The following is a 14520-nucleotide window of genomic DNA, read 5'->3' on the forward strand; positions in this document are numbered from 1 at the left end:
GGTTTCAACCCTGTGGAATCAGCGCGCAAATCAGGGTGAAAAGGCGTCTTGCGGTATCGATATCCAGCTCTGCCTTGCTCTCCAGCCGCTCCTGCAATGTCCGGGCGCCTTCGTTGTGGATACCGCGTCTTGCCATGTCGATGGCCTCGATCTGGGCGGGGGGCAGACGCTTCACCGCGTCGAAATAGCTTTGGCAAATCTGGAAGTAATCCTTCACCACCTGCCGAAACGGTCCAAGCGACAGGTGAAACTCGGCGACCTTCTCTGCCGTTTCGGTGGTGACGTCGAACACCAGGCGCCCTTCGCGGATATCCAGCTTCAGCACGAAAGGGCCCTCGGGAACGGGCTGCCCGTCGCGTCCGGGGATGGCAAAGCTGTTGTCCTCGATCAGGTCGAAAATGGCGACACGCCGCTCCTGCTCCATTTCGGGCGTGGCGGGGGGGATCGCGGAATCGTCGATCTCGATACGGGTGATCCGGCTCATTCGCGCCCCCATATCAGCTTGGCTGCAACAATCGTTCCCACGCAAGTCACCGAAAACACGTTTGCCAAGATCAGCGGCCAGTCACCAAGGAGCAAGCCATAGATCAGCCAGAGAGCCACAGTGGCAAGTACCAATACATTGGTGCCAAGGGACAAATCCTTTACCTCGCGGCTGCGCAATGTCTTGACCACCTGTGGAACCCAGCAGATCGTGCCGAGAATGGCGGCCAGAAATCCAATGACAGATGGGGCGATCATTCCGCCGTCCTTTCGTTCAGCGCCTTCAGGCGCGCCTCGACCGAGGCGCCATGCGCCTGCAGCCCTTCGGAGGCGGCCAGCCGCATCGCGGCGGGGCCGATCGCGGCCAGGGCACCGGGCGTCAGCCGCGCCAGCGTCGTGCGCTTGAGGAAATCCATCACCGACAGGCCCGAGGAGAACCGGGCCGAGCGCGCCGTCGGCAGCACGTGGTTCGGACCGCTGACATAATCGCCCACGGCTTCGGGCGTATGGGCACCAAGAAAGATCGCCCCGGCATGGCGGCATCTTGTGGCCAGCGCCTCGGGATCGTCCACACAAAGCTCCAGATGCTCGGGCGCGACGCGGTCGGACAGGGCGGCAGCCTCATCGAGGTCGCGGGCGATGATGATGGTGCCGTAGTCGCGCCAGCTCGCTCCGGCGATCGCGGCGCGCGGAAGCGTCGGCAGGATCCTGTCCACGGCCCCGGCGACAGCATGGCCAAGAGCCGGATCGGTGGTGATCAGGATCGACTGCGCATCGGCGTCATGCTCGGCCTGGGCCAGCAGGTCCAGCGCCAGCCAGTCGGGATTTTGCTCTCCCTCGGCGATGATCAGCACTTCGGAGGGTCCGGCGATCATGTCGATGCCAACCCGCCCGAAAACCTGCCGCTTGGCCGCCGCGACAAAGGCATTGCCCGGCCCGGTGATCTTGTCGACCGGAGCGATCGTTTCGGTCCCGTAGGCCATAGCTGCAATGGCCTGCGCACCGCCGACGCGATAGATCTCGTCCACTCCCGAAAGCTGCGCCGCCAGCAGGACCAGCGGATTGATCACGCCGCCCGGCGTCGGTACGCAGACCACCAGCCGCCCGACCCCGGCCACCCGTGCCGGGATCGCGTTCATCAGCACCGAAGACGGATAGGCCGCCTGCCCCCCCGGCACGTAAAGCCCCGCAGCCGATACCGGCGTCCACCGCCATCCGAGGGTCGCGCCTTCGGGATCGGTCCAACTGGCATCCTCGGGCATCTGCCTCGCGTGATAGGCGCGGATACGTTCGGCAGCGAGGCTCAGCGCGGCGCGGTCGTCTGCCGAAACCCTGGCCACTTCCGCGGCGATCTCTTGCGGAGTGAAACGCAGCCGGTCCGGCGTCAGGTCAAGACGGTCGAATTTCGCCGTCAACTCGCACAGCACCGCATCGCCACGCGCGCGCAGATCGGCTATGATCCCGGACACGATATCGTTCACATCGGCGGAATCCTCGCGCTTGGCCGAAAGCATCGCGGCAAATCGGGTCTCGAAATCGGCATCGGATGTGTTCAGCGTGACCGGCATGGCATTCCCCTGCAATTGCGCCTTGTTAGCGGCTTGCACTCGCGGCCTCAAGCGGGACGGAACCGCGACAGACCGGGCCGCGTCCGAAAGGTGCCGGAACCCCCGGTTCCACAGCGGATATCCCGCCCGCCGGCAACGAGGCGGAGCATCCGGACGGATCACGGCCTTATTGCCGGAATGTGACGCATTGTCCGGACTTTCCCGGAGGATACCCCCTTTTCTTTCGCGCGGAACTACGCCAGCCTGTGGCGCGTTATCATGGTAGCTCGGGAACGGGTCCATCAAGCATATGCGCGGTACAGCGTCTGCCGCGAACAAGACAGGAAAGGGAGACAGATGAACCTCCGCATGACAACTATTCTCGCCGCTTCGGGCCTGATCGCCCTGGGCGCCTGCACCGACCCCGCCGGAACCGGCACCGGCACCGGCATGAACCGCACGCAACAGGGTGCGCTGGCCGGGGCCGCAATCGGCGCGGTGCTGGGGGCGACCCGCGACGACGACACGAACAACCAGGGCCGCGATGCCGCCAAGGGCGCGATCCTCGGTGCAGCCGCCGGCGCGATCGCGGGCAATATCCTCGACCGTCAGGCGGCGGCGCTGGACCAGGCGATCACCAATCCCAATGTGCAGATCGTCAATCACGGCTCCTACCTGCAGGTGATCCTGCCCGAAGGCATTCTTTTCGCCACCGATTCGGCAGCCGTGTCGGGTCCGGCACAAAGCGATCTCTACGCCGTCGCGCGCAACCTGAACCAGTATCCGAACAGCCGCGTCGAGGTAATCGGTCATACCGACAATACCGGCAGCGCCGCCTACAACCAGGACCTGTCGCAGCGCCGGGCGCAATCGGTCGCGGGCATCCTGACGGCGGGCGGTGTCTCTTCGGGCCGCATCGTCGCCGTGGGCCGTGGCGAATCGCAGCCCGTCGCCTCGAACGGCACGGTCGAAGGCCGGGCCCAGAACCGCCGGGTCGAGATCATCATCCGCCCGACGCAGTAAACCTGCCCGAAATCATACCGAGGGGCCGGATCAGTTCGGCCCCTTTTCCATGCCCGCGCCCCGGCTCCGGACATCCGGACGATCACTGGCGCTGCCCGAACCGGACGCTGCTTCTTCTTTGCCCAAATACCTCGGGGGAATCCGGCCCGGATAGGCCGGATGGGGCAGCGCCCCCTGCCCCTCGGATACCGGCCTTCAGATCACGACGCGCGTCACCAGCGGCTCCAGCCCCTCGATCCCGACCGTCACGATCTGACCGGCCTTAACCGCACCGACCCCTGCCGGAGTCCCGGTATAGATCAGATCCCCCGGCGCCAGCGCCACGAAGCGCGACAGATGCGCGATGATCTCGGGCACCGACCAGATCATGTCGGCGAGATCGCCTTTCTGGCGCGTCTCGCCATCCAGTTCCAGAGTGATTGCCCCGTGTTCCAGCATGCCGGTCTCGTCCAGCGGATGCAGGGTTCCGCAAGCCGCCGACAGATCGAACCCCTTGGCCATGTCCCAGGGCCGGCCCTGTTTCTTGGCCTGGGCCTGCAGATCACGGCGGGTGAAATCGCATCCGGCCGCATAGCCCCATACATATCCCTGCGCCTCCGCGGCAGGAATATCGCGCCCGGCCCTGCCCAAGGCGACCACCAGTTCGGCCTCGAAATGCAGGTCGGCAGTCTGCGGCGGATAGGGCAGATCGCCGCCATCGGTCAGCAGGGCATCGGCGGGCTTGGAAAAGAAGAAAGGCGGCTCGCGGTCGGGATCGTGCCCCATTTCGCGGGCATGTTCGGCATAGTTGCGCCCGACGCAATAGATGCGCCGGACCGGGAAACGCGTATCGCTGCCCGCGACGGGCACGGAGGCCGGTTGCGGCGCGGCCAGGACGTAATCAGTCATCTTCTCTCCCGACAGGCGGATGGTAATCCTCGAAAGTGATATTGTCGGCGATACTGCGGGCCATCTCCTCCTCCGCCGCGGAACGGATGGTCCAGCTCAGGATGGGCACCCCTTGCGCCTTGAGCGCATCGACACGGAGATTGTCCAGATCGCCCTTGTCATGCGAGATGAAGCAGGCCCCGGCGCGGTCAAAATCGGTAATCGCGGCCAGGTGGCTGCGGAGTTCCTCGTTCAGCATCGGCCAGTCCCCGGCAGGAAAACCGCAGCTGGTGATGCCGACCGGGATATCGGGCCGGACATCGTGAAACGCCTTCACGATATGCGGATTGAAGGACATGACTGCAACCGGCCCGTCATATCCTTCAAGCGCTTCGGCAACACGCAGGTGCAACTCGCCGATCTGCGCGCCCAACCGGCCGTCCTGATCCTTGATTTCGATCAGAAGCGGCACCCGGCCAGCCACCAGTTCCAGCATCTGCGCCAGGGTCGGGATCGGCTCATCGCTGCCCAGCAGGCGTTTCCCGGTCAATATCGCGGCGGTATGGACAGTTATGGCCCCCTTCTCGCCGGTCATCCTTTCAAGATCGTCATCGTGAAATACCATCGGGACGCCGTCGGCAGAGGGCTGGATGTCCAGTTCGATCCCGTAACCGGCCGCGATGGCAGCCCCGGCAGCCGCAAGGGAGTTTTCCGGCACGCCCGGCCCATGCAGCCCGCGATGGGATATGGGAATATGCCTGAAGCCAGAGGGCAGTTCGCGCATCATTCCACCTCGAAGACCGCTTCGATCTCGACCGCGACGCCGAGGGGCAGCGCGGGGGCCGAGACCGCCGCGCGCGCATGCCGTCCGGCATCGCCGAAGATTTCAACCATCAGGTCCGAGCAGCCATTGATCACCTTGGGCTGGTCGGTGAAATCCGGTGTGGAATTCACGAAACCGGTCAGCTTGACCACCCGCCTGACCTTGTCGAGCGATCCGGTCGCCGCCCGCAATTGCGCGATCAGCGCAAGACCGCAGCGCCGTGCGGCGGCTGCTCCCGCCTCGACTTCCATGGTCTCGCCCAGCTTGCCCTTGATCAGGCCGTTTTCATCGGCACTGATCTGGCCCGAGACAAAGATCAGATTGCCCGAACGAACGAACGGAACATAGTTTGCCGCAGGGGCCGGAGCATCCGGCAGGCTGATGCCCTTGTCAGTCAGGGTTTTCTCGAAGCTCATGGTTTCCTCACCAGTTGATGTGATCACGAAAACCGGACAACAGGCTTTTCCAGCTGTCCAGAATGGAGTTGAAATTGCGCCGTCCGATCCCGTCCGCGTCGAGGCTGACATCCATCTCGATCACCGGGTCGCCCTCGGTGTCCAGATATGCCTTGGCGAAACGGTAATCGCGATTCCAGTCATTGACCAGCGTCAGATTGCGGGGCCTTGGACTGTCGAACCCCGCATAGAACAGCAGCGAGTCACAGGGACCGTCGTCGCAGTCATAGAAGGAAATGCTGAACCGGATGTCATCCGTGGCGCTGCGGATCAGCGGATCGCCGAATGAATCGGTCTCGCGAACAACCGGCATCCCGGCATCCTTCAGCAGGATCTCGATCACATCGGGATCACCAAGAACCTGTGCCGAAGCAGTGATCGGCAACAGGGCAAGGCACAGGCTGGCGGTCAATCGTCGCATGATTCTCCCCGGACAGGATTCGCACGCAGACTAGAGCGGATGAAGAGCGAATGTGAACCGCGCAGTGCGGAGCGGGAACAATCGCGAAAAAATTTGCCGGGCCGGGAACCGCCCCGCCCAGGAAACGTTGAAATCTTGCAATTGCAGACATGTATTGAGTTACGCAGTCATTGGTGCGGGCGCGCCCTATCACCTTGCCCCCTCGACTCCAAGCGTAGCGGCCCGGCGGCTACATCTGGGCCGATTTTGAATATGGTCATGATCCGCCAGACAAACAGCCATACGGCAAGGTGCCGTATGCAAACGGCTGTCGGCAATCAATGCGTGCGATCACGACCGATGCCAGGCAGACCCCGAACCGAACGGGCGAGCGGAATACAGGTTTCCCGAAAACGCTTCAGCCATTCACCAGGTCATTTATGAATCGCATTGTCGTCGTATTAAGATCGGGAATAGCATTTCCGCCCCACCGTTTCGGCAACCTCAGCATCAGGTTCGCGCGCAGATCACGCGGACGAATTGAAAAATCGATAATGGCGCGCGATTGCGATCCGTTCAAGGCAATGATCGTCACCTCTATCAAGATCTCCAGCGTCCTGGACAGGCCCGAAATCGATATTCTACCCGGCCTGTCGAACTGATTGACCACCAATCTGACCGGTTCCGTTCCTTCGCGATGGTCAAAATCCATAATCCAGCCCAAACCAACCCCCGGTTCCTCGGCAGGATCGATACGCCTTGCACTCATTCCGTACCGGGGAAGCTTTTCTTCCAGCCGCTGAAAATCGGTAATTCTGTCGAAGGCAATTGCGGCGGGCATTTCCCAATTAACACAGAGCGCAAAATTCTTTCGCAACCTCCTTTTCAGGACATTGCCGGAAACATGAAAATTCCCAAGCGATTCCGAAAGCTGCCTCTCCATTACGGGCGAGGTATTCAACCATGTTGTTATCATTAGCCGGCCCCCTGACAGTCCCGGTTTCAGCCAGCCCGATCCGGGCAGGACAGATCAGAATAACATGTATCCGGATGCCAGCCCGATCGCGCATGCCGCGAAACTCATGCCGATCGGCAGGAAAAACCTGCTTGTTCTAAGGCTATTCCAGATACCCCACTTCATATCGCTTTCAGCATATGAACGGCGGTGGGCAGCGGGAATAGATGGCTGACGGGCGTCCGCGTGTGACGCTCGAGAGAATGTTGTTTCCATGTTATCTATGCGTATCAACGCATCCCCCCATCTTTTGCTTCGTGGAAAAGCCGTCCGGAACCCGGCATCGACACGGTTCGACCGGCGATTAGCCGCCGCAGCCGGATACACTCTGTTGCTTGGCATGGTCATGATCGAGTACACTTCCTCCTTGCAAGCGAATACGGATACGACACCCGCTCGATTGCATCCTTCATGGCACCGAAATGAAGGCTCGTGGTCAGGGTGTGGCACCACCCTGACCACATCTCCTCCTCGGCTATATTCCCGAGCCCGGATTTCGCGCGAATACGTAAAGCCGGGCTCTATCTTGCATTTTCCTCCCCCTGCAGGTCCTACATCACCAGCGGTCTGCCGTTCTGCAGGTGACGCATGGCCAGTTTGCGCGCCTTGCGTCCCGAAGCCAGTTCGCGAGCCGAAACCGGGGAAAAGTCAGCGTCCCTGAGTTCCGGAAACAGCGCCAGGATCTCCTCGCGTGCCGCGGCACCCACGGATTTCAACGCCTGAGGCCCCGTAAAGAGCGACTCGGACGCGGCACCGTTCGAATTCACCACTTCATGCTGATCAAAGAGGAAGTGATAATATTCGACTTCGGTCACCTCCTCGGCGATATCGACCCCCTCCAGCTGGCAAAGCTGCTTGGCGGCCACCAGCACCTCCATGGCACCGAACATGCGCTGCGCGATGGTAGAGCGGACCATGATGCGATGCTGCGGCGAAACCAGCAGGTCCGTGGAAGGCGTGTTGTGGCCAAGCGCACCCGCCCTGATGCGAACAGGGCGAAGGCGCGGGTTTTCCGCGAGGGTTTTCGCGCAAAGCCTGGTCGCCCCGATCCAGCGGATTTCCTTGATGCCGTTGTCACGCGTCACGACGCGATCCCCGGTCTGCAACTCCTCGATCGGGCGCATGCCTTGCTCGGTTTCGATCAGGGTTCCCCGGGCGAAGCAAACGATCAACGTTCCGTTCGGATCATAGGCCAGGGAAGTAAGCGCAGTATCCAGCACCCACTGCCCCGTATCGCCGACAGCATCCAGAATCGGACCGGCAAGAGGTATACCCGCCAGCCATTCATCCAGATCCGCCAAGCTTCCCTCGAAGGTCGTGTCCTGGCCAAGTATCGTAACGGTTGCGGTAATCCCGATCCGCGCATCATTTATCGGATCGTCGGAGATCATATACAACTCTCCGCTGTCTGCCTGATACATCTCCCCCACAAGCGGGTTGAGCTGAACGCTCAGGCCATTCCCAAGAACATTTATGCTTGGTGACGTGGTCGAAAGTGTCAAATCGCCGAGATACGTCCCGGTAAGCGAGGATCCTTCCTCGGTCGACACCCCCAGGGATTCACCGTTTTCCAGCGTATTGTCACCGCTTCCCGCATCATAACCAGAGACCGTCTCGGAGGCCCCGAAGCTATTAAGCAATGAAAGATTGTTTGTATTGATGACACCCGTATTCACGTCGAATGAAATCGACGAGTCGAATTGCGAAATATAGGCCATGTAATAGCATCCTTGTCGTTAGCACCGATGTACGCCCCGGGTAAGAAGGCTACGTACAGAAACAGGCGCACAGGTTGGCACACCTATGCAAGCTAACGCCTTGGTAAACAGAAAATCGGTAATGGTTGCGATCAACCCGGAAGCACCCCGATGCAACAATATAATTTCGACATTTTCAACAAAAAAATACAACCCGAGGGAAATCGAGACAACTCAGCGCTCAACCTAATTCAATATAACCGCAAACCGATACTGTCAGCATCAAGGTTCGCAAGAGTTCAGGAGTCTTTAAAAATTGTATTCAATATTCCAATTTTCTATCGTATATTTCTTTATATTTTTGGAATATAATATGTAATAATGGAAGTTACTATCTTTACGTCGAATTTATTCAATCAAGATATATTTTCCATGTGTTGCCAGTGAAATTCGGCCAGGTTCTTCATGCGTGCCAGCCGCCGCGCCAGTCATTCGACACAGCCCGGTCTCCCGCATGACAAAACCGCATTTGAAATCAGGAAATCTACTGCCTGCCGGCCATATGGGCGGTTTCCGCCGGCCCGGCTGCCGGGCCTGCCTGCATGCATATCAGGGGCGGAAACCGACTGCCCTTTCCTTCCGAACAGCACCCGGGGGCCTGTTCCTTGACCTGACAGGATATCCCTATCGGGAACCGGCCGCCGGTCTCTCCTGCCGCGACAGCAGGCGATCGGTCATGACATAGGCAAGGACAGCCGCGACAATGCCGACAAGGGGCGGTATGCCCGGACCGAAATACGCCGCAAGACATCCCACGACATAGCCTGCCAGACCCGCCCTGTTGAAATCCGGCAGTTCGGCAGAGGCGATAGGCGGATAGGAGCCGCGGCGCTTGATCAGGTAATCCGCCATGATGACGCCGCCGATGGGCGGGATGAATGTGCCCAGAAGCAGCAGGAAGGGAATCAGATACAGGTCGATCCTCAGAAGCGCCAGGACAGTGCCGATCACCGCGCCGATGATCGTGACAAGCCGCCGCTTGCCGGTCGCAAAACCCGTGCAGCCCACGGCCGAGAAATTGTAGATCGTGTTGTCCTGCGTGGTCCACAGGTTCAGGAACAGCATCAGGATTCCCAGCACCGTCAGCCCCTGAATCACCAGCACATCGACGATATCCGGCTGCTGATAGACCAGAGCTCCGACTGCCCCGGCGGTGATCATCAGCCCGTTGCCGATGAAGAACGCCACCAGTGACGCCCAGACCGCATGGCGCGGGCTGGCCGCGAATCGGGTCCAGTTCGTCGCCTGCGTGCCCCCCGACACGAAGGTGCCAAAAACCAAAGTAATCGCGGTGCCGATACCAAGCGCATCACCGGGCTGGATCCCGGCGCCCCCTGCCCCTTCGCCGCCATCACCGATCGCGATCCATAGCGACACTGCCAAAAGCAGGATCATCAGGGGCACCGAGACGACCGACAGGACCTCCAGCCCGCGATAGCCGATATAGGCTGTCCAGCAGAAGGCGAAGCCAAAGACGATCATCAGAGCGTATGCAAGGGTAGAATGGGTCTCGGCATCAAGACCGATCAGCCGCAACAGCACGACGGCCATGGTCGCGGTCCCCCAGCCATACCAGCCGATTTGCGTGAAACCCAGCACCAGGTCGGGCAGCCTTGCCCCGATCCGGCCAAAGCTGAATCGGCTGAGCAATGCGGTGTTCAGCCCGGTGCGCGCACCGATCATCCCCAGCACCGCGACATAGGCGCCCAAAAGCAGATTGCCGGTGATGATGATCGCGGCCAGGTCCGGCCATAGCGGAAAGGCCACGCCGATCTGACCGCCTGCGAACATGGTCGCGGTGAAAAAGGTGAAGCCCAGCAACACGACCGCGAGCGAACCAAGGCTCTTTCTCGCCGCTTGCGGCACCTCGGACAGCGGGTAATCCTGGCTTTCCTGATCCATGCCGCTGCTCCTCAGTCTTCAGCTATGTCTTCGTGCCACAGCTCCAGGTTGCCGGGTTGAGCCAGGAAGCGCCGCATCACCCCTTTGCAACCCTCGTCATCCATCAGCGTGACCTCCACGCCGCGCTCGCGCAGGAAAGGAATGTCGCCTTCGAAATTCTCGGCCTCTCCGATGACGACGCGTGGGATGCCGAATTGCAGGATCGTGCCGCTGCACATCATGCAGGGGCTGAGCGTGGTATAAAGCACGGTATCGCGGTAACTGCGCTGCCGCCCCGCCTTGCGCAGGCAGTCCATTTCGCCATGCGCGATGGGATCGCCTTGCTGCACACGCTGGTTGTGGCCTGCCGCGACCACCTCGCCGTTTCGAACCAGCACCGCACCGATAGGCAGCCCGCCATCTGCCATCCCCTGTTCGGCCTCGGCCAAAGCCAACGCCATGAATTGCCGGTCCTGTTCTTCCGTCATTCGTCCCTCCCCCTCTCACATTGGTCATTCAAGCATCACCAAGTTGCGGGATAAGGCAAGACAGTCATGGCCCCGGAAACCGGGCAGGAGTCGAAAATTCGGTATACGGAAGCAACAATGTCAGATGCAATGATGGGTGAAATGGTGCCCGGAGGCGGATTCGAACCACCGACACGCGGATTTTCAGTCCGCTGCTCTACCAACTGAGCTATCCGGGCCCTTGCGCGTCGCTTCCGACGGCTGGCGTGCAGCGGTGTTTACGGGCGACGAAGGGAACTGTCCAGACCCCTTTGCAGAAATTTCAGTGCTTTTCCTCGTCTTCCGAGGGAATATCATCCAAGGGCGGGCCGGGAATGGTGTATTCGCCGCGCAGCCAGCGCGCCAGATCGACATCCGCGCAGCGTTTCGAACAGAACGGGCGGTATCTGACCGTGCTTTCCTTGTTGCAGATCGGGCAGGCCATCAATCCTCTCCTGCCAGCCGGACCAGGGGCACCCGGTCGCGTTTGCGGCTGATCTCGTATAGTCCCATCCTGGTCCAACCGATCAGCGTCGTCTCGGTTCCATCACCCTTGAAGGCCGCGCGCAGCGCCTGATCCAGGACCACCCGGTCGCGCTTGGGCACCGGTGCGAAATCCACCACCACCTGCCCGCCCAGCCCACGCAGCCGCAATTGCCGCGGCAGGTCGCGCGCCAGGGCGATATTGGCCTTGAGCGAAGCGGCCGGCGTGGTGTCGCGCCCGGTATTCACATCCACCGCGATCAGCGCGCGGGTCGGCTCTATCACGGCATGGGCCCCCATCGGCAGGGCAATCCCGGTCGCCAGCAGCGCATCGATCGCGTCATTCACGCCGCAATCTTCGAAACTGTCTTCACCCTCCTCGACCGCATCGGGTTCCGGATCGGCCCATTCGGTCCAGGCCTGCTCCCACGGGGTCGCCGAATCGAGCAGCAATTCGGGTTCGCCCCCGGTCTCGGCGGTGATCCGGTCGGCCAGGTCGATCAGCGTCTTCAATTCCCCGGCGATCTCGTCGCGGCCGGCATGGGCCGAGGCACTGCGCAGGATCAGGCCATGGCTCCGTTCGCCCAGTTGCGCCTGTGCAAACCCCACCAATGCCTCGCGAATCTCGCTGTCGCGAATACGGCGCGAGACATTGATACCGGGCGCCGCCGGTGTGACCAGCCCGTAGCGGCCACGGAACAGCAGCCGCCCGGACAACGGGATTGCCTTGCTCTCTTCCGCGACGCCGCTGATCTGGACCAGGACCGGCTGCCCTTCACCCAGGCCCGCACGCTCACGAAGATAGCCGCGCTCACCGCCGGGCAAGCGGACGAAAACACCCCCCTGCCCCTTCATCAGCCGTTCGACCACCCCCCGGCAAATCGCACTAGGAGCAAGGGCAGCCAGCGGGCCGGGATCGAGGATCAGGTCAATCAACTGTCCGTCCTGCATCAGTGCGGCGGCCTCGTTGCCGCGGAACCGTCCCAGAACAACCTGACGCCCCTTCATGATGCGCCTCCGTATATGCCGATGGCGGCAAGCATTGCCGCCGTTTCGGATAGCGGCAGGCCGACGACGGCGGAAAACGAGCCCTGTATCCAGGGAATGAACTCGGCGGCGGCGCCCTGGATCGCATAGGCCCCGGCCTTGCCCTGCCAATCACCGAAATCGAGATAACGCTCCAGCGCGGCCGGATCGATGGGCCGCATCCGCACCAGCGTCTCGACCTGGCGCAGCCGGGTGCGGCCAGCGTGACGCAGCGCCACGGCGGTCAGCACACGATGCCTGCGGCCCGACATCAGCCGCATGAAGGCCGCCGCCTCGCCCCGGTCGGCAGGTTTGCCCAGGATACGCCGCCCGACGGCCACGGTCGTATCGGCGGTCAGCACGGCCTCTTTATCGGCCAGAGGCAGCGCCTCGGCCTTTTGACGTGCCATGCGCGCGACATAGTCACGGGGAGGTTCGTTCCGGGCGGGAGTCTCGTCGATATCAGCAGGCCGCACCCCATCGGGGCGCAAACCGATCTGGGCCAGCAGTTCCAGCCGCCGGGGACTGGCCGATCCAAGGATCAGCCGGGGCGGGGCAATGCTGGTCATGACAGATGAACCGGCGCCATGCGCGCCGGCCTTATTTGAAGCGGTAATTGATCCGCCCCTTGGTCAGGTCATAGGTGTTCATCTCGACCTGAACCTTGTCTCCGGCGAGAACGCGAATGCGGTTCTTCCGCATCTTGCCTGCCATATGTGCGATGATCTCATGGCCGTTTTCAAGCTCGACCCTGAACGTCGCATTGGGCAGGAGTTCCTTCACGACGCCGGGGAATTCGAGCATTTCTTCCTTGGCCATGGTCACTCCGTATTGATCACCCCGCAGGATTCGGGGCCAAAGTTAGATGCGTCCATAGCGGGGTAATTTCAAGGGAAAAGCGCCATGTTTGGCGCAATTCGTGGCCTATATGACACCGGATGACAGGATTGGAAGCATATTGGCGCCCGGTTCCTCGCCCGAACCGGCAAGAAACTCGTCCGGTGCCGACAGATCGACCGGCATTGCGGTCTCGGCAGGACCCGCCACCTGCATCACGTCCCCATCCATGTCCCGCATTGCCATCGGCGCCGGCTGAGCCGCACCGGTCTCCTCCTCCGCCAGATTCTTCGGATCATGCAGGCGGATGGCGTGACATCCCTCTGCCTCGCCAAGTTTGCCGCGGGCAAGCACCTGTCCGCTCGTCAGTTCCAGCGTGGCGTCTGACAGGGTAACGCGAGGCAGGGCCAGTTCCTGCCCGTCTCCGAGTGCCCGCAACTCGCGCAGCGTGATCCTGCGGCGGCAAAGAATGCCCACGACCTCGACCGGCACATCCCGCACCACAGAGGCAAGCGTCGCTGTGTCGGGCCCGTGCCGGATCGAAGGCGGCGGCGCGATCTGCCTGGCCGCCGCGCGACCATCAGCTATTCCGGTCTTCGCCTCGGCCTCTTCGGCAACCGCCGATTTCGGCAGGGCCAGGAATATCGTCGCTTTCCGGGCCGGTTTCGCGCCCAGCCCGACACCGAAAGACAGGCTGCGGAAGGGTTTATCTTCAAGGATCAGCGCCAGCGGACGGGGTTCATCCAGATAGGTCGCATAGCGAAAGTCACCAATTCCCGCGAAACCGTCCCGGTCTTCCAACTCGGTTCCAAGCTCGGCCATCAGCGTGTTGGCGAATTCCGCGCACATCAGTGCATCCGCCCGGGTCAGCTTGCGGCGGGGAGCCGGGCGGTCCGTCACGCGTGAAAAGGTCTGCATCTCGATCAGTGCCGTCACCGTCTCGCGGCACAGCGCCATGACGCCCATCGCCTCCCCCGCGCCCTGAAGCACGATCAGCAACGCATCCTCGGGCAGCAATTCCGGCAATTCGGCCAGCGACAACCCGTTCAGCTTGACGGACTTCGCCTGCACAGGCAGCTGATAAAGCGTCTCTGCGGCCCGGCCGATGGCGGTGGCGGCTGCATGGGCAGGCGTGGTCGGCGATGGCACCGGCAATAGCGGGGCGCGCCCCAATTCCGTCTTGCTGTGATTGCGGGCCTGCAGCAATTGCCGCAGGACTCCCTGACCGCTCTCATTTTCCTGTCCCTCCGCCCCCTGTTTGCCACTGTCCTGCTTCTGCGGCTTGTCTTTTATACCGGCTGCGGACTTTTTCCCCGACGCCTCAGCTTTCTTTCCGTTTTCGCCGCCCTTTTGCCCCTTCTGCGCCATGTCGAATCCCCAAGCTGTGAGGGAAGGTTCTGGCAAGAAAGGATTGAGA

Annotated in this window: 17 protein-coding genes and 1 tRNA gene; 1 reads left to right on the forward strand and 17 read right to left on the reverse strand. The window is 61.6% G+C overall.

The features are described 5' to 3' along the window. Window positions 1–4 precede the first annotated feature (4 nt). Genes C9E81_RS06370 through hisD form a run of 3 tightly spaced genes read right to left on the reverse strand, consistent with a single transcriptional unit; the run spans window position 5 to window position 2051 of the window. Window positions 5–484 (reverse strand): UPF0262 family protein, encoded by a 480-nt coding sequence (locus C9E81_RS06370; protein ID WP_122111467.1) that lies wholly within the window; start codon window positions 482–484, stop codon window positions 5–7. Further along, a complete protein-coding gene (locus tag C9E81_RS06375; protein WP_122111468.1) occupies window positions 481–741 on the reverse strand; it encodes a SemiSWEET family sugar transporter in 261 nt (86 codons plus the stop codon). The genes C9E81_RS06370 and C9E81_RS06375 overlap by 4 nt, the downstream gene beginning before the upstream one ends. Continuing rightward, window positions 738–2051, reverse strand: coding sequence for a histidinol dehydrogenase (gene hisD / locus C9E81_RS06380; RefSeq protein ID WP_122111469.1), 1314 nt, complete (start codon window positions 2049–2051; stop codon window positions 738–740). Before hisD ends, C9E81_RS06375 begins: the two co-directional genes overlap by 4 nt. Before the next feature lie 336 nt (window positions 2052–2387). Between hisD and C9E81_RS06385 the strand changes: the two genes are divergently transcribed. After that, window positions 2388–3053 carry a YiaD family glycine zipper/OmpA-like lipoprotein gene (locus C9E81_RS06385; protein ID WP_122111470.1) on the forward strand — a complete coding sequence of 222 codons (666 nt, stop codon included), beginning with the start codon at window positions 2388–2390 and terminating at the stop codon, window positions 3051–3053. A 195-nt stretch (window positions 3054–3248) separates the two neighbouring features. Here the strand turns inward: C9E81_RS06385 and C9E81_RS06390 are convergent, their stop codons facing one another. The 14 genes from C9E81_RS06390 to C9E81_RS06455 form a co-directional block, all read right to left on the reverse strand. Next, window positions 3249–3941, reverse strand: a complete 693-nt coding sequence (locus C9E81_RS06390) for a fumarylacetoacetate hydrolase family protein (protein WP_122111471.1) — start codon at window positions 3939–3941, stop codon at window positions 3249–3251. Continuing rightward, window positions 3934–4704: a glycerophosphodiester phosphodiesterase family protein gene (locus C9E81_RS06395; protein WP_122111472.1), complete on the reverse strand. Its 771-nt coding sequence runs from the start codon at window positions 4702–4704 to the stop codon at window positions 3934–3936. The genes C9E81_RS06390 and C9E81_RS06395 overlap by 8 nt, the downstream gene beginning before the upstream one ends. Then, window positions 4704–5159 (reverse strand): RidA family protein, encoded by a 456-nt coding sequence (locus C9E81_RS06400; RefSeq protein ID WP_122111473.1) that lies wholly within the window; start codon window positions 5157–5159, stop codon window positions 4704–4706. The genes C9E81_RS06395 and C9E81_RS06400 overlap by 1 nt, the downstream gene beginning before the upstream one ends. Window positions 5160–5166: 7 nt before the next feature. Then, window positions 5167–5619 (reverse strand): YbjN domain-containing protein, encoded by a 453-nt coding sequence (locus C9E81_RS06405; RefSeq protein WP_122111474.1) that lies wholly within the window; start codon window positions 5617–5619, stop codon window positions 5167–5169. 397 nt (window positions 5620–6016) lie between these two features. Then, window positions 6017–6559 (reverse strand): hypothetical protein, encoded by a 543-nt coding sequence (locus C9E81_RS06410; protein WP_166461832.1) that lies wholly within the window; start codon window positions 6557–6559, stop codon window positions 6017–6019. A gap of 605 nt (window positions 6560–7164) precedes the next feature. Continuing rightward, a complete protein-coding gene (locus C9E81_RS06415) occupies window positions 7165–8331 on the reverse strand; it encodes a Hint domain-containing protein (RefSeq protein WP_122111476.1) in 1167 nt (388 codons plus the stop codon). A 663-nt stretch (window positions 8332–8994) separates the two neighbouring features. Next, window positions 8995–10272, reverse strand: coding sequence for a cytosine permease (gene codB / locus C9E81_RS06420; protein WP_122111477.1), 1278 nt, complete (start codon window positions 10270–10272; stop codon window positions 8995–8997). Between the two features lie 11 nt (window positions 10273–10283). After that, entirely contained in the window at window positions 10284–10739 is a 456-nt protein-coding gene (locus C9E81_RS06425) for a nucleoside deaminase (RefSeq protein WP_122111478.1), read from the reverse strand. Between the two features lie 142 nt (window positions 10740–10881). After that, window positions 10882–10957 (reverse strand) — tRNA-Phe (locus C9E81_RS06430). An 83-nt stretch (window positions 10958–11040) separates the two neighbouring features. Further along, window positions 11041–11202, reverse strand: a complete 162-nt coding sequence (locus tag C9E81_RS06435; RefSeq protein ID WP_122111479.1) for a DNA gyrase inhibitor YacG — start codon at window positions 11200–11202, stop codon at window positions 11041–11043. Further along, entirely contained in the window at window positions 11202–12248 is a 1047-nt protein-coding gene (locus C9E81_RS06440) for a ribonuclease E/G (RefSeq protein WP_122111480.1), read from the reverse strand. The genes C9E81_RS06435 and C9E81_RS06440 overlap by 1 nt, the downstream gene beginning before the upstream one ends. Beyond that, window positions 12245–12835 carry a Maf family protein gene (locus C9E81_RS06445; protein ID WP_122111481.1) on the reverse strand — a complete coding sequence of 197 codons (591 nt, stop codon included), beginning with the start codon at window positions 12833–12835 and terminating at the stop codon, window positions 12245–12247. The genes C9E81_RS06440 and C9E81_RS06445 overlap by 4 nt, the downstream gene beginning before the upstream one ends. A gap of 31 nt (window positions 12836–12866) precedes the next feature. Then, complete coding sequence (gene infA, locus C9E81_RS06450) at window positions 12867–13085, reverse strand: translation initiation factor IF-1 (protein WP_010397442.1); 219 nt, start codon at window positions 13083–13085, stop codon at window positions 12867–12869. Between the two features lie 105 nt (window positions 13086–13190). Then, window positions 13191–14471, reverse strand: a complete 1281-nt coding sequence (locus C9E81_RS06455; protein WP_122111482.1) for a FliM/FliN family flagellar motor C-terminal domain-containing protein — start codon at window positions 14469–14471, stop codon at window positions 13191–13193. Window positions 14472–14520: the final 49 nt, after the last annotated feature.

Source organism: Paracoccus alkanivorans (genome assembly GCF_003697785.1).
Lineage (GTDB): Bacteria > Pseudomonadota > Alphaproteobacteria > Rhodobacterales > Rhodobacteraceae > Paracoccus > Paracoccus alkanivorans.

Coding starts and splice junctions, on each gene's coding strand:
- C9E81_RS06390 (WP_122111471.1), bottom strand. CDS start 3,941: ATGACTGATTACGTCCTGGCCGCGCCGCAACCGGCCTCCGTGCCCGTC.
- C9E81_RS06440 (WP_122111480.1), bottom strand. CDS start 12,248: ATGAAGGGGCGTCAGGTTGTTCTGGGACGGTTCCGCGGCAACGAGGCC.
- C9E81_RS06400 (WP_122111473.1), bottom strand. CDS start 5,159: ATGAGCTTCGAGAAAACCCTGACTGACAAGGGCATCAGCCTGCCGGAT.
- C9E81_RS06375 (WP_122111468.1), bottom strand. CDS start 741: ATGATCGCCCCATCTGTCATTGGATTTCTGGCCGCCATTCTCGGCACG.
- C9E81_RS06445 (WP_122111481.1), bottom strand. CDS start 12,835: ATGACCAGCATTGCCCCGCCCCGGCTGATCCTTGGATCGGCCAGTCCC.
- infA (WP_010397442.1), bottom strand. CDS start 13,085: ATGGCCAAGGAAGAAATGCTCGAATTCCCCGGCGTCGTGAAGGAACTC.
- C9E81_RS06415 (WP_122111476.1), bottom strand. CDS start 8,331: ATGGCCTATATTTCGCAATTCGACTCGTCGATTTCATTCGACGTGAAT.
- C9E81_RS06370 (WP_122111467.1), bottom strand. CDS start 484: ATGAGCCGGATCACCCGTATCGAGATCGACGATTCCGCGATCCCCCCC.
- codB (WP_122111477.1), bottom strand. CDS start 10,272: ATGGATCAGGAAAGCCAGGATTACCCGCTGTCCGAGGTGCCGCAAGCG.
- C9E81_RS06395 (WP_122111472.1), bottom strand. CDS start 4,704: ATGCGCGAACTGCCCTCTGGCTTCAGGCATATTCCCATATCCCATCGC.
- C9E81_RS06455 (WP_122111482.1), bottom strand. CDS start 14,471: ATGGCGCAGAAGGGGCAAAAGGGCGGCGAAAACGGAAAGAAAGCTGAG.
- C9E81_RS06435 (WP_122111479.1), bottom strand. CDS start 11,202: ATGGCCTGCCCGATCTGCAACAAGGAAAGCACGGTCAGATACCGCCCG.
- C9E81_RS06385 (WP_122111470.1), top strand. CDS start 2,388: ATGAACCTCCGCATGACAACTATTCTCGCCGCTTCGGGCCTGATCGCC.
- hisD (WP_122111469.1), bottom strand. CDS start 2,051: ATGCCGGTCACGCTGAACACATCCGATGCCGATTTCGAGACCCGATTT.
- C9E81_RS06425 (WP_122111478.1), bottom strand. CDS start 10,739: ATGACGGAAGAACAGGACCGGCAATTCATGGCGTTGGCTTTGGCCGAG.
- C9E81_RS06405 (WP_122111474.1), bottom strand. CDS start 5,619: ATGCGACGATTGACCGCCAGCCTGTGCCTTGCCCTGTTGCCGATCACT.